The sequence below is a fragment of the Cupriavidus pauculus genome, from assembly GCF_008801835.1.
GTDB lineage: Bacteria > Pseudomonadota > Gammaproteobacteria > Burkholderiales > Burkholderiaceae > Cupriavidus > Cupriavidus pauculus.
This window is the reverse complement of record NZ_VZOW01000009.1, coordinates 87276-101697: the sequence shown is the minus strand read 5'-3', so window position 1 is coordinate 101697 and position 14422 is coordinate 87276. Positions and strand designations below refer to the sequence as shown.

Annotated in this window: 16 protein-coding genes; 11 read left to right on the top strand and 5 right to left on the bottom strand. The window is 65.9% G+C overall.

Translation table 11 applies throughout. From position 1 onward, the window contains the following. The first annotated feature begins 186 nt into the window (after positions 1 to 186). The 3 genes from F7R19_RS12270 to hslU all read left to right on the top strand — a co-directional run bounded on the left by F7R19_RS12270 (position 187) and on the right by hslU (position 3251). On the top strand, positions 187 to 1173 hold the full coding sequence (locus F7R19_RS12270) for a tripartite tricarboxylate transporter substrate-binding protein (RefSeq protein ID WP_061956300.1): 987 nt from the start codon (positions 187 to 189) through the stop codon (positions 1171 to 1173). A 190-nt stretch (positions 1174 to 1363) separates the two neighbouring features. Then, positions 1364 to 1900, top strand: a complete 537-nt coding sequence (gene hslV, locus F7R19_RS12265) for an ATP-dependent protease subunit HslV (protein WP_061956298.1) — start codon at positions 1364 to 1366, stop codon at positions 1898 to 1900. Positions 1901 to 1919: 19 nt separating this feature from the next. Continuing rightward, positions 1920 to 3251: an ATP-dependent protease ATPase subunit HslU gene (gene hslU / locus F7R19_RS12260; RefSeq protein WP_061956296.1), complete on the top strand. Its 1332-nt coding sequence runs from the start codon at positions 1920 to 1922 to the stop codon at positions 3249 to 3251. A gap of 73 nt (positions 3252 to 3324) precedes the next feature. On the opposite strand, the gene F7R19_RS12255 is transcribed toward hslU, so the two are convergent. Continuing rightward, the gene (locus tag F7R19_RS12255) at positions 3325 to 3852 is read right to left on the bottom strand and encodes a YcnI family copper-binding membrane protein (RefSeq protein ID WP_150980854.1); all 528 of its coding nucleotides are present in this window, start codon (positions 3850 to 3852) and stop codon (positions 3325 to 3327) included. 287 nt (positions 3853 to 4139) lie between these two features. Between F7R19_RS12255 and F7R19_RS12250 the strand changes: the two genes are divergently transcribed. Next, positions 4140 to 4493 carry a hypothetical protein gene (locus tag F7R19_RS12250; protein WP_150980853.1) on the top strand — a complete coding sequence of 118 codons (354 nt, stop codon included), beginning with the start codon at positions 4140 to 4142 and terminating at the stop codon, positions 4491 to 4493. 14 nt (positions 4494 to 4507) lie between these two features. On the opposite strand, the gene F7R19_RS12245 is transcribed toward F7R19_RS12250, so the two are convergent. Both F7R19_RS12245 and F7R19_RS12240 read right to left on the bottom strand, forming a co-directional pair. Beyond that, positions 4508 to 5101 (bottom strand): response regulator transcription factor, encoded by a 594-nt coding sequence (locus F7R19_RS12245; RefSeq protein ID WP_150980852.1) that lies wholly within the window; start codon positions 5099 to 5101, stop codon positions 4508 to 4510. Then, positions 5101 to 6456, bottom strand: a complete 1356-nt coding sequence (locus tag F7R19_RS12240; protein WP_223505634.1) for an ATP-binding protein — start codon at positions 6454 to 6456, stop codon at positions 5101 to 5103. Before F7R19_RS12240 ends, F7R19_RS12245 begins: the two co-directional genes overlap by 1 nt. 205 nt (positions 6457 to 6661) lie before the next feature. On the opposite strand from F7R19_RS12240, the gene F7R19_RS12235 reads away from it, so the two are divergent. Continuing rightward, positions 6662 to 7153 carry a copper chaperone PCu(A)C gene (locus tag F7R19_RS12235; protein WP_150980895.1) on the top strand — a complete coding sequence of 164 codons (492 nt, stop codon included), beginning with the start codon at positions 6662 to 6664 and terminating at the stop codon, positions 7151 to 7153. Between the two features lie 147 nt (positions 7154 to 7300). Here F7R19_RS12235 and F7R19_RS12230 read toward each other — a convergent pair whose 3' ends face one another. Beyond that, positions 7301 to 8239: a LysR family transcriptional regulator gene (locus F7R19_RS12230; RefSeq protein WP_150980850.1), complete on the bottom strand. Its 939-nt coding sequence runs from the start codon at positions 8237 to 8239 to the stop codon at positions 7301 to 7303. Positions 8240 to 8302: 63 nt separating this feature from the next. After that, entirely contained in the window at positions 8303 to 8524 is a 222-nt protein-coding gene (locus F7R19_RS12225) for a cysteine-rich CWC family protein (protein ID WP_061956285.1), read from the bottom strand. A gap of 219 nt (positions 8525 to 8743) precedes the next feature. Here F7R19_RS12225 and argB point away from each other — a divergent pair, with 219 nt between their 5' ends. The 6 genes from argB (at position 8744) to F7R19_RS12195 (ending at position 14422) form a co-directional block, all read left to right on the top strand. Beyond that, on the top strand, positions 8744 to 9661 hold the full coding sequence (gene argB / locus F7R19_RS12220; protein WP_061956385.1) for an acetylglutamate kinase: 918 nt from the start codon (positions 8744 to 8746) through the stop codon (positions 9659 to 9661). Between the two features lie 69 nt (positions 9662 to 9730). Next, positions 9731 to 10729 carry a pyrimidine 5'-nucleotidase gene (locus F7R19_RS12215; protein ID WP_150980849.1) on the top strand — a complete coding sequence of 333 codons (999 nt, stop codon included), beginning with the start codon at positions 9731 to 9733 and terminating at the stop codon, positions 10727 to 10729. Further along, the gene (gene slmA / locus F7R19_RS12210) at positions 10726 to 11382 is read left to right on the top strand and encodes a nucleoid occlusion factor SlmA (RefSeq protein ID WP_150980848.1); all 657 of its coding nucleotides are present in this window, start codon (positions 10726 to 10728) and stop codon (positions 11380 to 11382) included. Before F7R19_RS12215 ends, slmA begins: the two co-directional genes overlap by 4 nt. 296 nt (positions 11383 to 11678) lie before the next feature. After that, positions 11679 to 12851 carry a homoserine O-succinyltransferase MetX gene (metX, locus tag F7R19_RS12205; protein ID WP_061956278.1) on the top strand — a complete coding sequence of 391 codons (1173 nt, stop codon included), beginning with the start codon at positions 11679 to 11681 and terminating at the stop codon, positions 12849 to 12851. Further along, positions 12848 to 13462 carry a methionine biosynthesis protein MetW gene (metW, locus tag F7R19_RS12200; RefSeq protein WP_061956276.1) on the top strand — a complete coding sequence of 205 codons (615 nt, stop codon included), beginning with the start codon at positions 12848 to 12850 and terminating at the stop codon, positions 13460 to 13462. Before metX ends, metW begins: the two co-directional genes overlap by 4 nt. 141 nt (positions 13463 to 13603) lie before the next feature. Then, on the top strand, positions 13604 to 14422 hold the full coding sequence (locus F7R19_RS12195) for an acyl-CoA thioesterase (RefSeq protein ID WP_150980847.1): 819 nt from the start codon (positions 13604 to 13606) through the stop codon (positions 14420 to 14422).

The window sequence follows — 14422 nt, the reverse complement described above, 5'->3', positions numbered from 1 at the left end:
GCTAACATCCACGTCCGGCTCCGCCTGTCGGCGGGGTTTGGCGCTGCATGCCATCCATACATCGTGCCCATGGTCACCGCGTTTTTCCGAAATGGATCGACGCGGATCGGCTGCCGCCGCAAGCGGGACTGCCGGGGGCGCGCGCGGCGCAGGACGGGGAATCCAGAGGGAACAGGAGAGACGTACATGAAACGAGTTGCATTGAAGATCGCGGCCGCGCTGGCCGTTGCGGGCGCAGGCGCGTTCACGGGGGCCCAGGCTCAGGAATTTCCGGCCGGCAAGCCGGTGCAGGCGGTGGTGCCCTTCGCGGCCGGCGGCCCGACCGACAAGGTGGCCCGCGAACTCACCATGATCATGTCCAAGCATCTGGGCAGTACGATCGTGATCGAAAACCTGGGTGGCGCCGGCGGCACCATCGGGGCCAAGAAGGTCGCGCAGTCCAAGGGCGACGGCTACACGATCCTGATCCATCACATCGGCATGTCCACGGCGCCGGCGCTGTATCGCAACCTCGGCTTCGATCCGCTCAAGGATTTCGAAATGGTGGGCGAAATCGCCGACGTGCCGATGGTGCTGGTCGGCAACAAGCAACTGCCGCCGGCCACCTTCAAGGAACTGCTGCCGTATATCAAGGCCAACGCCAGCAAGTTGTCGCTGGCCAACGCCGGCATCGGCTCGGCCTCGCACCTGTGCGGCCTGCTGTTCCAGAGCGCGCTGCAGACCGAGCTGACCACCGTGCCGTACAAGGGCACCGCGCCGGCGCTGACCGACATCCTGGGCGGTCAGGTGAACCTGATGTGCGACCAGACCACCAATATCGCGGGCCAGCTCAAGGCAGGCGCGCTCAAGCCGTACGCGGCCATGCAGTCGCGCCGCGTCGAGGCGTTCAAGGACATTCCGACCGCCGCCGAGCAAGGCATGCCGGGCGTCGAAGTGAAGATCTGGCACGCCATGTATGCGCCGAAGGGCACGCCGAAGCCGGTGATCGACAAGCTGTCGGCCGCGCTGCAGAAATCGGTGCAGGATCCGAACTTCCGCGCCAAGATGGCCGAACTGGGCGCCGAAGCGGTGCCGGCGCAACGCGCCACGCCCGATTCGCTGCGCACGTTCCTGACGGCGGAAATCAACAAGTGGACGCCGGTGATCAAGAAGGCAGGCGTGTACGCGGACTGATTCGGACCGCTTCAGATGCTGTGCAAAGCCACGCGGGAGCGTGGCTTTTTTGTTGTCTTGAGCGTGGGCGAGGCGAGATTTCCTATAGTGGGAAACGCTGCCCGCCGCGTCGGCCCGACCGAAAATCGGCCCTTGAAAGCGCGGCAGGCGACGCCACCTATCGGCCTGACACCTATCACGCAAAGGCATCATGGAACAGTATCACGGCACCACCATCGTCAGCGTCCGCCGCGGCAACCAGGTCGCACTGGGCGGTGACGGCCAGGTCACGCTGGGCAATATCGTGATGAAGGGCACGGCCCGCAAGGTCCGGCGCATCTATAACGGCAAGGTGCTGGTGGGATTTGCCGGCAGCACGGCCGACGCGTTCTCGCTGCTGGACCGCTTCGAGGCCAAGCTCGAGAAATACCAGGGCAACCTGACCCGTGCAGCGGTCGACCTGGCCAAGGACTGGCGCTCGGATCGCGCGCTGCGCCGCCTGGAAGCCATGCTGATCACGGCCGACCGCGACACCACGCTGGTCATTACCGGCAACGGCGACGTGCTGGATCCGGAAGGCGGCATCGCGGCCATCGGCTCGGGCGGCGCGTATGCGCAGTCGGCAGCCAAGGCACTGGTCGAGAACACCGAACTGGCGCCGAAGGACGTGGTCGAAAAGGCCCTGACCATCGCCGGCGAACTCTGCATCTACACGAACACCAACTTCGTCATCGAAACCCTCGACTGACGCGCCCCAACGGATTCCCATGTCGCAAACCATGACCCCGTCGGAAATCGTTTCCGAACTCGACAAGCACATCATCGGCCAGAACAAGGCCAAGAAGGCCGTGGCCGTGGCGCTGCGCAACCGCTGGCGCCGCCAGCAGGTGGCCGAGCCGCTGCGCCAGGAAATCACCCCCAAGAACATTCTGATGATCGGCCCCACCGGCGTGGGCAAGACCGAGATCGCGCGCCGCCTGGCCAAGCTGGCCGATGCGCCGTTCATCAAGATCGAGGCCACCAAGTTCACCGAAGTGGGCTATGTGGGCCGCGATGTCGATACCATCGTGCGCGATCTGGCCGAGATGGCCGTCAAGCAGACGCGCGAATCGGAAATGAAGAAGGTGCGCACCAAGGCCGAGGACGCGGCCGAGGACCGCCTGCTCGACGTACTGCTGCCGCCGCCGCGCGATATCGGCTTTGCCCAGCAGGAGGACAAGGATTCGAACACGCGCCAGGTGTTCCGCAAGAAGCTGCGCGAGGGCGAGCTGGACGACAAGGACATCGAGCTCGAAGTGGCCGCCGGCATGCCGAACATGGACATCATGGGGCCGCCGGGCATGGAAGACATGACCGAGCAGATCCGCACGATGTTTGCCGGGCTGGGCCAGGGCAAGAAGCTGCGCCGCAAGATGAAGGTGCGCGAAGCGTTCAAGCTGCTGATCGACGAAGAGGCTGCCAAGCTGCTCAATGAGGAAGAACTCAAGCACAAGGCGATCGCCAACGTCGAACAGAACGGCATCGTGTTCCTGGACGAAATCGACAAGATCGCCAGCCGCAGCGACGTGGGCGGCGGCGAGGTGTCGCGCCAGGGCGTGCAGCGCGATCTGCTGCCGCTGGTGGAAGGCACGACGGTGAATACGAAGTACGGGATGATCAAGACCGACCACATCCTGTTCATCGCCTCGGGCGCATTCCACCTGTCCAAGCCGAGCGACCTGATTCCCGAACTGCAGGGCCGTTTCCCGATCCGCGTGGAACTGGAATCGCTGTCGGTGCAGGATTTCGAGGCCATCCTGACGCAGACCGACGCCAGCCTGACCAAGCAGTATCAGGCGCTGCTGGGCACCGAGGAGGTGAACCTGCAATTCGCGCCGGACGGAATTCGCCGGCTGGCCGAGATCGCGTTTTCGGTCAACGAGAAGGTCGAGAATATCGGCGCGCGCCGCCTGTACACGGTGATGGAGCGGCTGCTCGAAGACCTGTCGTTCCATGCGACCAAGTCATCGGGCAATACCGTGACGATCGACGCCGCGTATGTGGACGAGCGCCTGTCCGACCTGGCCGGCAACGAGGACCTGTCGCGCTACGTGCTGTAACGCCAGGCGCTGTGCCAACCAGCAAAGCCGGACGTCATGTCCGGCTTTTTTGTTGCCCGACGAGCCGGTGCGCCTAGTGCGCGTGGCCGGCGTGCGCGTCGGCGGGCATCACCTCCAGCGCGGGCGCGGGCGATTTCAGCTCGCGCGGATTCTGGCCGTCGGCCGGGATCTGCGTCCATTCCGATTTGCCGTTCTCGCATTCCTGCACCACCGGGAAATAAAGCTTGCCGGCCTGTTCGGGCAGCTTCATCAGGATGCGGAATTCATCGAAATGCTGGTCGGCCAGCGTGCCGCCGTACCAGCGGATCGTGCGCACATCGTCTTCCACGGTCTTGCCGTGCGAGGCGTACGGTTTGGCCAGCTTCGCGCGTTGCACATCGAGCTGCCATCCGGCCTTGGGCTGCGGATGGGCGCCCTGCACGCCTTCTGGAATCGTCACGCTGACCGATTTGGTGGCGCTGCCGTTGCAGCCATGTCCCACCATCAGCACGCCCTTGAAGTAGCTGCCGGCGGGCGCCTGCTTCTGTTCGAACACGATATGGGCAAAAGCAAGCGGGGTGGCAAGTGCAAGCAAGGCGGCGGCAAGGGTGCGCAAGGTCATGACAGGTGCGGGATGAATGTGCAAACGCGCCAGTCTAGCGTCAATCGACGCGCCAGCCGTGCGGCGTGGCGCCGCACCGTAGCGTATGGCGCGGCATATGTCGGCGCGATGACCGGCGTGTAGCCCGCGCATCGTCGCCGTGCCACGCGTCGGTAAGCTTGGTAAGCATTGGTAAGGACGCTGGCGCGCGTCGGGACAGAAATGAGACCCTTGCGCACCTTGTTGGTCGAATGGACCGATGCGGGAGCCACCGCATCCTGCACAAAAAAACCTAAAGGGAGCCAGACATGTCACGCCATCTATCGCGTACGCCCTTCTTCAAGAGCAACCGCGTGCGCAAGCGCCGCGTTGCCGGCGCCACGGCCGGCGTCGTGGCCGCCATCACCGCCGCCACGGTGTTCCTCTGCATCCGCCCCGCAGCCGTGCCGCATGATGCCGCCGCGGCCTCGCCGGCGTCCACTGATACGGCCACTGCCGATCGGTCCCAGCGCCGCGCCGCGGTGGCTGCCGAAGCGATGGCCTCGGGCGCGCTGGTGACGCTGGCCGATCGCCACGCCGCGGACGCGGTGCGCATGGCCGACGCCTCGGACGATACGCGTCAGGACGACCTGGGCTGGGATTACGTGCAGTTGCGCCTGTGAGGCGCACCGCTGGCTCAGCGCGACACCGGCCGCTTGCCGAGCTTGCGTTGCAGCGTGCGCCGATGCATGTTCAGCGCGCGCGCCGTGGCCGATATATTGCCGCCATGCTCGGTTAGCACGCGCTGGATATGCTCCCACTCGAGTCGCGCCACCGATAGCGGCATCGGCTCTTCCAGCGCGGCTTCGGCGGCGTCCTCCGAAATCCCCGCCATCAGCGCCGTCAGGATCGAATCGACATTGGCCGGTTTGGCCAGATATTCGTCCGCGCCCTGCTTGACCGCCGCCACCGCCGTGGCGATGCTCGCATAGCCGGTCAGCACGAGGATCCGCGCGTCCGGCAAAGCGTTGCGCAGCGGCCCCACCAGATGCAGTCCCGATTCGGCCGGCGCGGTGCCTCCGGCATCGGGCGACGGTCCCAGATGCAGATCGAGCGTGACATACGCGAACGCGGTGCGGGCGGCCAGCGCCAGGGCGCTGCTGCCATTGCGCGCCACCTGCACGGCATAGCTGCGGCGTGTCAGGGCGCGAGCCAGCGTGTCGGCGAAGACCTCGTCATCGTCGATCACAAGGAAGGGCGTGGCGCCGTGGGGCGCATTGGCGTCGGTCATCACGGTTGGAAATCGGTGTGGGAAATCGGAAAGCGATCGTTGGCGCCCGCCAGCGGCAGGCGCAATTCGGTGATGGTGCCGCCCGCGGGATTGTCGTGCCAGGCCAGTTGTCCGCCCAGCTGGCGCGCGGCGCTCTGGGCCAGATACAAGCCGATGCCCTGGCCGCCGTGCGCGCTGACCACCGGCGATTCGCCCAGTTGCACGCGCAGCGCTGGCGCAATGCCGTGGCCGTGGTCGGTCACGCGGCACAGCAACGCGCCGGCCTCGCATGAAATCCGCAGATGCAGCGGCGGGCCGGGGTTTGCATCGTGCTCCGTGGCTTGCTGGCTGCGCGCGGCGTTGTCCAGCACGATGGTCAGAATCTGCGTGACGCGCGCGGTATCCACGGCCTGTACGCCGGCGTCGGGCGCCACCTCGGCGTGCAGGCTGGCCTGCGGGTGCCGCAACTGCCAGCGTTCGACAAACGCCGCGATCCACGTGTCGATGCGTTGCGGCGCGAGCGTTTGATGGTCCTCGCGCAGGCGCGCCAGGATCGACCGGCACAGGTCCAACTGCTGCTCCATCGTGCGCAGGTCGGGCAGATAGCTGGCCACGGCGGTCTTGCCGCGCCCGCCGTCCTCGGCGTCGGCGCGCAGTTCGCCCGCAATCACCGCCAGCGTGGCCAATGGCGTGCCGATCTCGTGGGCCACGGCGGCGGCCTGGTCGTTCAGCGCTTCCACGCGCGCTTCGCGCAGCAGCAGCTCGCGCGCTTCGTTCAGCTGCGCATCGCGCTGGCGCAGCACGTTGGACAGGCGCGCCACGAAGAACGCGATCATCACCGCGCTGGCGACGAAATTGAGCCACATGCCCGCCAGGTGATAGTTCACCGCGTTGTCGGGATTGTGCAGATGCAGGGGCAGATATTCGAGCAGCAGCAGCGAATAGCACGACAGCGCATACACGGCCAGGCCCAGCACCAGCCGCCATGGCAGGATGGCCGCGGCGATCGCCAGTCCCGGCAGGTAGAACGACACGAACGGATTGGTGGCGCCGCCGGTATAGAACAGGATCGCCGACAGCGCGGTGAGGTCCACCATCATCTGCACCATCAGTTCGCCGTCGGCGGGCATCGAATTGCGCGACGCATGCCAACGCAGCCGCGCCACGCAAAACACGTTGAACGCGGCCTGCATCGCAAACAGGTACAGCAGCGGCTTGTACGGCAGGACGATGCCGGCCAGCGATTCGCACGACAGCAGCAGCAACGCCTGTCCGGCCAGCAGCGCCCAGCGCAGCCAGCACAGGCGGCGCATGCTGACCAGGCTGTGGCGTTGGGACGGCAGGCCCGGCACGGCGGAAAACGGGGCGGATGACATGTCGATGAAGGCTTGCATTGCGCGAGTGTAGCAATGCCGGCGCGGCCTGCCTGCCGTGCGACACCGTGCCGCATTCAGGCCGCGCGGCGACGCTGCCAGACTATGCGGTTACGCGGCGGCGGGACAGGGCGGCATCGTCATGGTCTAATGTTCGCCCCCTGATCCCGTCCTTTCGAGTTTCGTGGAGATGATCCATATGTTCCCTATCCAAGCCAAAGTCCGCGCAGCGCGCGCCGCTTCGATCGTCACCGTCGCCCTGGCGGGCCTGTTGGTCAGCGCGCACGCCATGGCGCAGGTCGATGTCAGCGATGCATGGGTGCGCGGCACCGTACCGGCGCAGACCGCGTCGGGGGCCTTCATGACGCTGCATGCGCACGACACGGCCAAGCTGGTCGGCGTGTCGTCGCCCGTAGGCACCGCCGAGCTGCATGAAATGAAGATGGAAAACAACGTGATGCGCATGCGCGCGCTGCCGTCGCTGGATCTGCCGAAGATGCAGGACGTGCAATTGAAGCCCGGCGGTTATCACGTGATGCTGATGGGCCTGAAGCAGCAACTCAAGGCCGGCGACACGGTGCCCATCACGCTGAAGATCGAGCAGAACGGCAAGGTGACCGAGCAGACCGTCCAGGCCCAGGTGCGAGACATGACGGCTTCGGGGCAGATGGGCGGCGGCCATATGGACCACAAGCACTGAGCGGCCATCCGGTGCGGTGACGGCTGGCGGGGAATGCCGGGCCCGTCAGCGCCTATCGTCATCGCCTGTTGTTCGTGCTCGGGTCGTCGGCGCGTGTTGGCCCCGCCGGGTCGGCGCGTAATGTCAGTTCGGCCTGGGTCCGGTCGGTCAGCCGCGCAGGCTGATGGCCGCTTCGCTGTCGGCCTCGGGCGCGGCGGCGGCCTGCTGCACGCGTTCGCGCAGCCAGGTGTGGCCGGGGTCGGCGTCGGCCTTTTCGGGCCAGATCATGCTGTAGGTGAAGCCGGGAATCGTGAACGGCGCCTCGAAGATCGCCAGCCGGCCGTCTGCCAGCGCTTCCAGGCTGCGGCGCGCGGTGGTCAGGACCAGGTTGGTGCCGATGATCAGGCCCGGCGCCACGCTCCAGTGCGGCACCGAGCAGGCGATCTTGCGGCGTCCGCCCAGCCGCGTGACGGCCGCGTCGACCGCTTCGCCACGTTCGGTGGCCGCGGTGACCAGCACGTGCGAACGCGCCAGGTAGGCTACGTGGTCGAGCCGGCCCGTGTCGCGCACCGTGGCCGCATCGACCGCGCAGGCGAAATCGTCATCGAACAGCACCGCGGTGCGCACGCCTTCGGGTTCGAACGCAAAGGCGCCCAGCGCGATGTCGAGCTGGCCGTCTGCTACCTGAGCGGTCATCGTTTCGCGGCTGGACTGCGTGACCACCAGGTCGATATTGGGCGCGGCCTTGCGCAGCGCGCGCAGCAGGCGGGGCAGCACCACCAGCGCGCCATAATCAGACATCGCCAGGCGGAACGTGCGGCGCGCCGTGGCCGGGGCAAAGCCGCCCGGGCCCAGCAGGATGCGGACCTGCGCCAGCGCCTCGGCCAGCGGGCCGGTCAGCTCGTGCGCGCGGGGCGTCAACACCAGCCCGCCTTGGCCGCGCACCAACAACGGGTCGTCGAGCAACTGCCGCAGCCGCGCCAGCGAATGGCTCACGGCCGGCTGGCTCAATTGCAGCCGCAGCGCGGCGCGCGAGATATGGCGTTCGGCCAGCAGTGCTTCGAGCACCACCAGCAGGTTGAGATCGATTCCGCGTAGGCTATTCATGTGGCGAATGTTAAACCGGACTGGGCCCGTTTTGTCATTCGCAGCACGCAGACAACAAAATTTTCAGGATGGATTGAGAGTTGTCGCGGCCTGGCGCCGTTTCAGGCAGGCCGGACACAGGCAGCGCTGGTCCGCCACGATCTGGCGCGACGGCAGCAACGGCTGGCTGGCGCACCAGCAGGCGGGCAGTCCGGCCACGTAGCCGCACACAAATGCCGCGCCGCACACGCTGCAATGCTCGACGGGCCGCAACTGGCCGGTCTGGATCGTCGACGGATCGGTCATGGCTGAGATTTTTGTTGCAATGCCGCGATTGCAATGTGGCCGCCGGTTTCTTGTAAAATCGGCGCCTGCCGTGGCCGGATGATGCACTCCGGGGTGCGATCCCCCGCAGTGACCATGTTCCCAGACGGTTTTGCCGCAACGCCGGCCTCGCCCGTATCGCCTTATCCGGCGGACGGTTCGCCATGATACCTGCTCCACACACACGGAATGTCCGAAGCCATGAACGCTGACAATCCTGGGCCTGCCGCCACGACGGTGGCGGCCATCGCCCCCGCTCTCAAGGCCGAAATCCTGGCCGAGGCATTGCCCTATATCCGCAAGTTCCACGGCAAGACCATTGTGGTCAAGTACGGCGGCAATGCGATGACCGAGGAAAAGCTCAAGCACGGCTTCGCGCGCGACGTGATCCTGCTGAAGCTGGTGGGCATGAACCCGGTGGTGGTGCACGGCGGCGGTCCGCAGATCGACGAAGCGCTGAAGAAGGTCGGCAAGGTCGGCACGTTCATCCAGGGCATGCGCGTCACCGACGAGGAAACCATGGAAGTGGTTGAGTGGGTGCTCGGCGGCGAAGTCCAGCAGGACATCGTCATGCTAATCAACCAGTACGGCGGCCAGGCTGTAGGCCTGACCGGCAAGGACGGCGGCCTGATCCGCGCCAAGCGCCTGCAGATGCCCGACCGCGAACACCCCGGCGCCTTCATCGACATCGGTTTTGTCGGCGATATCGAGGCCATCAACCCGGCCGTGGTCAAGGCGCTGCAGGACGACGCGTTCATCCCGGTGATCTCGCCGATTGGCTTCTCCGACGACGGCCAGGCCTACAACATCAATGCCGACGTTGTAGCCGGCAAGATGGCCGAGATCCTCAAGGCGGAAAAGCTCGTCATGATGACGAACATCCCCGGCGTGATGGACAAGAAGGGCAACCTGCTGACCGACCTGTCCGCGCGCGAGATCGAGGAACTGTTCGCCGACGGCACGATTTCCGGCGGCATGCTGCCGAAGATCTCGTCCGCGCTGGACGCCGCCAAGAGCGGCGTGCATTCGGTACACATCATCGACGGCCGCATCGAACACTCGCTGCTGCTCGAAATCCTTACCGAGCAGGCGTTCGGTACGATGATCCGCTCGCACTGAGCGCGCCATCGGGAAATCCGTGCATCGCGCGGATTTCCCTCATCCCATCCCTTCATCCACAATCCAGGCGTGTTTATTCGACAGCCCACCCAGCGTCGCGGCGCGGTCCGCGCTCGCCCATCGCCCGTTCGTCGTCCACGCCGGCATCTGCTGCGCGACGCGGTGGGCAACACGTCCGGCGAAATCGTGTGGCTGTTCGATCTGGACAACACGCTGCACGACGCGTCGCATGCGATCTTTCCGGCCATCAACCGCCTGATGACGGCCTACGTCGCGCGCGTGCTGGGCAGCGACGAGGCCACGGCCAGCCGGGTGCGGGTTCAGTACTGGCAGCGCTACGGCGCGACCCTGCTGGGCATGATCCGCCATCATCAGGTGGATCCGGCGGATTTCCTGCGCGCCGCGCACGACTTCCCCGAACTGGCCGACATGGTGCGCGTGCGCCGCGGCCTGGTGGCGGCGCTGCGGCAATTGCCCGGCCGCAAGATCCTGGTCACCAACGCGCCGCGCGACTATGCGCTTGCCGTGATGCGCGTGGCCGGCATCGAGCGCTGCTTCGAGCGCGTGGTGGCGATCGAGGACATGTGGGTGCACGGCCATCTGCGGCCCAAGCCCGACCGGCGCATGCTGCGGCGTCTGCTGGCGCAGACCCGCGTCGCGCCGCATCGCGCGGTGCTGGTCGAGGATACGGTCTCGCACCTGAAGCACTATGCGGGGCTTGGCATCCGCACGGCCTGGATCACCGGCTATCTGCGCAAGCTGGCGCCGTCTAGTCCCCATCCGGTGGCTGTGCAGTCGGGCGCCACGCGCGATGCGGCGACGCGCTCGACGCTGGCCGCCGAGGATCGGCAGCATGTCGGGCATGCGGCGCAGGAGCGTTCGGTCACGCTGGTCGCCGCCGAGAGCCAGGACCCGTCCGGCGGGCAGAGTGCGGCAACGGCGCCACAGATGCAGCCCGACCACGCACCCAAAACACGCGCCCGCATGGTGAATCGCCCGGGCTATGTGGACATAAAAGTACAATCGATGCATCAACTCCTGAAACAAAAGCGGGGAATCGGGTCATGACGCAAACCATCGCACGCCACGCAGAGGCGCCCACACCGGCCGTCCAGTCGGTCATCGATCCGGAAGCCCCAGCGCGCAAGCGTCCGCGCCCGGGCGAGCGCCGCATCCAGATCCTGCAGACCCTGGCCGGCATGCTCGAACACCCGCGCGGGGAAAAGATCACCACGGCCGCCCTGGCCGCCAAGCTGTCGGTTTCGGAAGCCGCGCTGTATCGGCACTTCGCCAGCAAGGCGCAGATGTTCGAAGGACTGATCGGCTTTATCGAGCAGACCGTCTTCGGCCTGATCAACCAGATCACCACGCAGGAAGACCATGGCCTGCGCCAGGTGCACGCCATCGTGCGCATGCTGCTGTCGTTTGCCGAGAAGAATCCGGGCATGACGCGCGTGCTGACCGGCGAGGCGCTGGTGGGCGAGCACGAGCGCCTGCAGGAACGCATCAACCAGATGATCGACCGCATCGAGGCGTCGCTGCGCCAGTGCCTGAAGGTGGCGGTCACGCAGGCCGCGTTTCCGGCCGATGCCGACATCGCCATGCGCGTGTCGCTGATCATGGCCGCGGTGCAGGGCCACTGGCATCGATTTGCCAAGAGCGGTCTGCGCAAGATGCCGAGCGACAACATCGATGCGCAGCTGCGCGTGCTGCTGGGCTGATCGGCGCTGGCACCACCGCTGGCCGGAGATCGACGCGGGCACGCGGCGCGAATTGCACTATAATCTGCGGGTCGCGCCGATTTGATGACTGGCTTGCGGGCGCGCGGCACCCGGGAAAAGACTTCCCGGTGCCAATATAAATGCGGCTAAAGAGGTTGGGTCGGTGCCTCGCGGATAGATCATCCACGCTTTGGCGCCGGCACGCGGAACACCGCGAAAAGCCCGACTTGGCTGCGAACCCACGCATTGCCGGTCGGGTTTTTTTATTGCCTGCGCATCCGATGCGGGCCTGTTCCATGACCGATGTCGCACCTCCCGCTGGCGTACTCGATGTGCCGACCGACTCCGTCGGCGTCGTCACGCCCCAGCGCATCCATTTTGCCGAGCCGCTGCAACTTCGCAACGGCACCCAGCTGGCCGGCTATGACCTGATGGTCGAAACCTACGGCACCCTCAACGCGGCGCGCACCAACGCCGTGCTGGTGTGCCACGCATTGAACGCCTCGCACCACGTGGCCGGCATCGCCGCCGACAATCCGCGCGATATCGGCTGGTGGGACAACATGGTGGGTCCGGGCAAGCCGCTCGACACCAATCGCTTCTTCGTGATCGGCGTGAACAACCTGGGCTCGTGCTTCGGGTCGACCGGGCCGATGAGTATCAATCCGGCCACGGGCGCGCCGTACGGCGCGCTCTTTCCAGTCGTCACGGTCGAGGACTGGGTCAACGCGCAGGCGCGCGTGGCCGACATGTTCGGCATCCAGCAATTTGCCGCGGTCATGGGCGGCAGCCTGGGCGGCATGCAGGCGCTGGCGTGGAGCCTGATGTATCCGGATCGCCTGCGCCATTGCATCGTGGTGGCGTCCACGCCGAAGCTGTCGGCGCAGAACATCGCCTTCAACGAGGTGGCGCGCAGTGCGATCCTGTCGGATCCCGATTTCCATGGCGGCAATTACTACGCGCACAACGTCAAGCCCAAGCGTGGATTGCGCGTGGCGCGCATGATCGGCCATATCACCTATCTGTCGGACGAGGACATGGCCGAGAAATTCGGCCGCGCGCTGAAGTCCGACGACATCCGCTTTTCTTTCGATGTCGAATTCCAGGTGGAAAGCTACCTGCGTTATCAGGGCGACAAGTTTGCCGAGTATTTCGACGCCAACACCTACCTGCTGATCACGCGCGCGCTCGATTACTTCGATCCGGCGCTGTCCTTCAACGGCGATCTGACGCGCGCGATGGCGCAGACGCAGTCGAGCTTTCTGGTGGTCAGCTTCACCACCGACTGGCGTTTCGCGCCCAACCGCAGCCGCGAGATCGTCAAGGCCCTGCTCGATAACAAGCGTCCGGTGTCGTACGCGGAAATCGACGCGCCGCACGGCCACGACGCCTTCCTGCTGGAGGACGCGCGCTATCACAACCTGATGCGCGCCTATTACGATCGCATTGCCGAGGAGATCGGAGTATGAACGCCGCTGCCAATCCGAATATTCTCGCGCTGCGGCCAGATTTCCGCGCCATCGCGCGCTGGATCGAACCGAATTCCACCGTGCTGGACGCTGGCTGTGGCGACGGCAGTCTGCTGCGCGTGTTGCAGGACGAACTCGACGTGCATGCCTACGGCATCGAGATCCGTGACGAAGGCGTACTGGCCTGCGCGCAGAAGGGCGTGCACGTCATCCAGCAGGATCTGGAAGGCGGTCTCGCGCTGTTCGAGGACAAGAGCTTCGACACCGTGATCCTGTCGCAAACGCTGCAGACGATTCACAACACCGCGCAGGTGTTGCGCGATACCTTGCGCGTCGGGCGCGAATGCATCGTTTCGTTCCCGAACTTCGGCTACTGGCCGCATCGGCTGTCGGTGTTCCGCGGCCGCATGCCGGTGTCGGAATCGTTGCCGTACCAGTGGTACAACACGCCGAACGTGCGCGTGCTGACTATCGGCGATTTCGAGGAGCTGGCGCCGAAGGTAGGGCTGCGCGTGCTCGATCGCGTGGTGATGCATGAAGGCGTGACGGTGAACTGGGGCGTCAACTGGCGCGGCAGCCTGGCCGTGTATCGCGTCACCGCGGTGTCCTGAGTTGCGCCGCGGGCATGTGCCAGCAACGGCTTTCCGGCCGATACGGCGCACGACTGCGGCGGCGGCAAAAGTCCCTAGCTTGACGCAAGCCTCTGGCGGGCATACCGTACGGCATTACCGAACGACCGTACTTTTTTCGTCATGACGCAAGCGCCCCTGCATCCACTCGACCAGGCCGTAAGCCTGGAGCCCGCCGGCGACCACCGGTTCCTGGGCCATACCAGCCACGCCTACTGGAACATGATCGGCCCGTTTGGCGGAGCCACCGCAGCCGTCATGCTGCAGGCGGCGCTGAACCATCCGGAGCGGCTGGGCGACCCGAGCGCGCTGACGGTCAACTTCGCCGGGCCGATTGCCGAGGGCGCGTTCGAAATCGTCGCGCGGCCGTCGCGCACCAACCGGTCGACCCAGCATTGGCATCTGGAGCTGTTGCAGAACGGGGAGATCACCACCACGGGCAGTGCGGTATTCGCGGTGCGCCGCGAAACCTGGAACAGCGGCGAGGCCAGGATGCCGGCCGTGCCCGCCGCCGACACGCTGCCGCGCATGAGCGCGTTTGCGCCGGTGAAGTGGATTGGCAGCTACGATATGCGCGCGGTGCGCGGGGCCAAGCCCAATGTCGCGGCCGGCACCGAAAACCCCGATAGCCTGACCCGGTTCTGGATCCGCGACGAACCGCCGCGCACGCCCGATTACGTATCGGTCGCCGCCTGGTGCGACGCGTTTTATCCGCGCATCTTTCTCAAGCGCGCCGGCTTCGTGCCGGCGGGCACCGTGTCACTGACCACCTATTTCCATGCCGATGCGGCCACGCTCGCGGCGGTGGGCGATCGTCACGTGCTCGGATGCGCGCAGGCGCGGGTGTTCCGGCAGGGCTTTTTCGACCAGACCGCGGAGATCTGGAGTCCGTCCGGCGACCTGCTGGCAACCTCGCACCAGATCGTCTACTACAAGGAATGA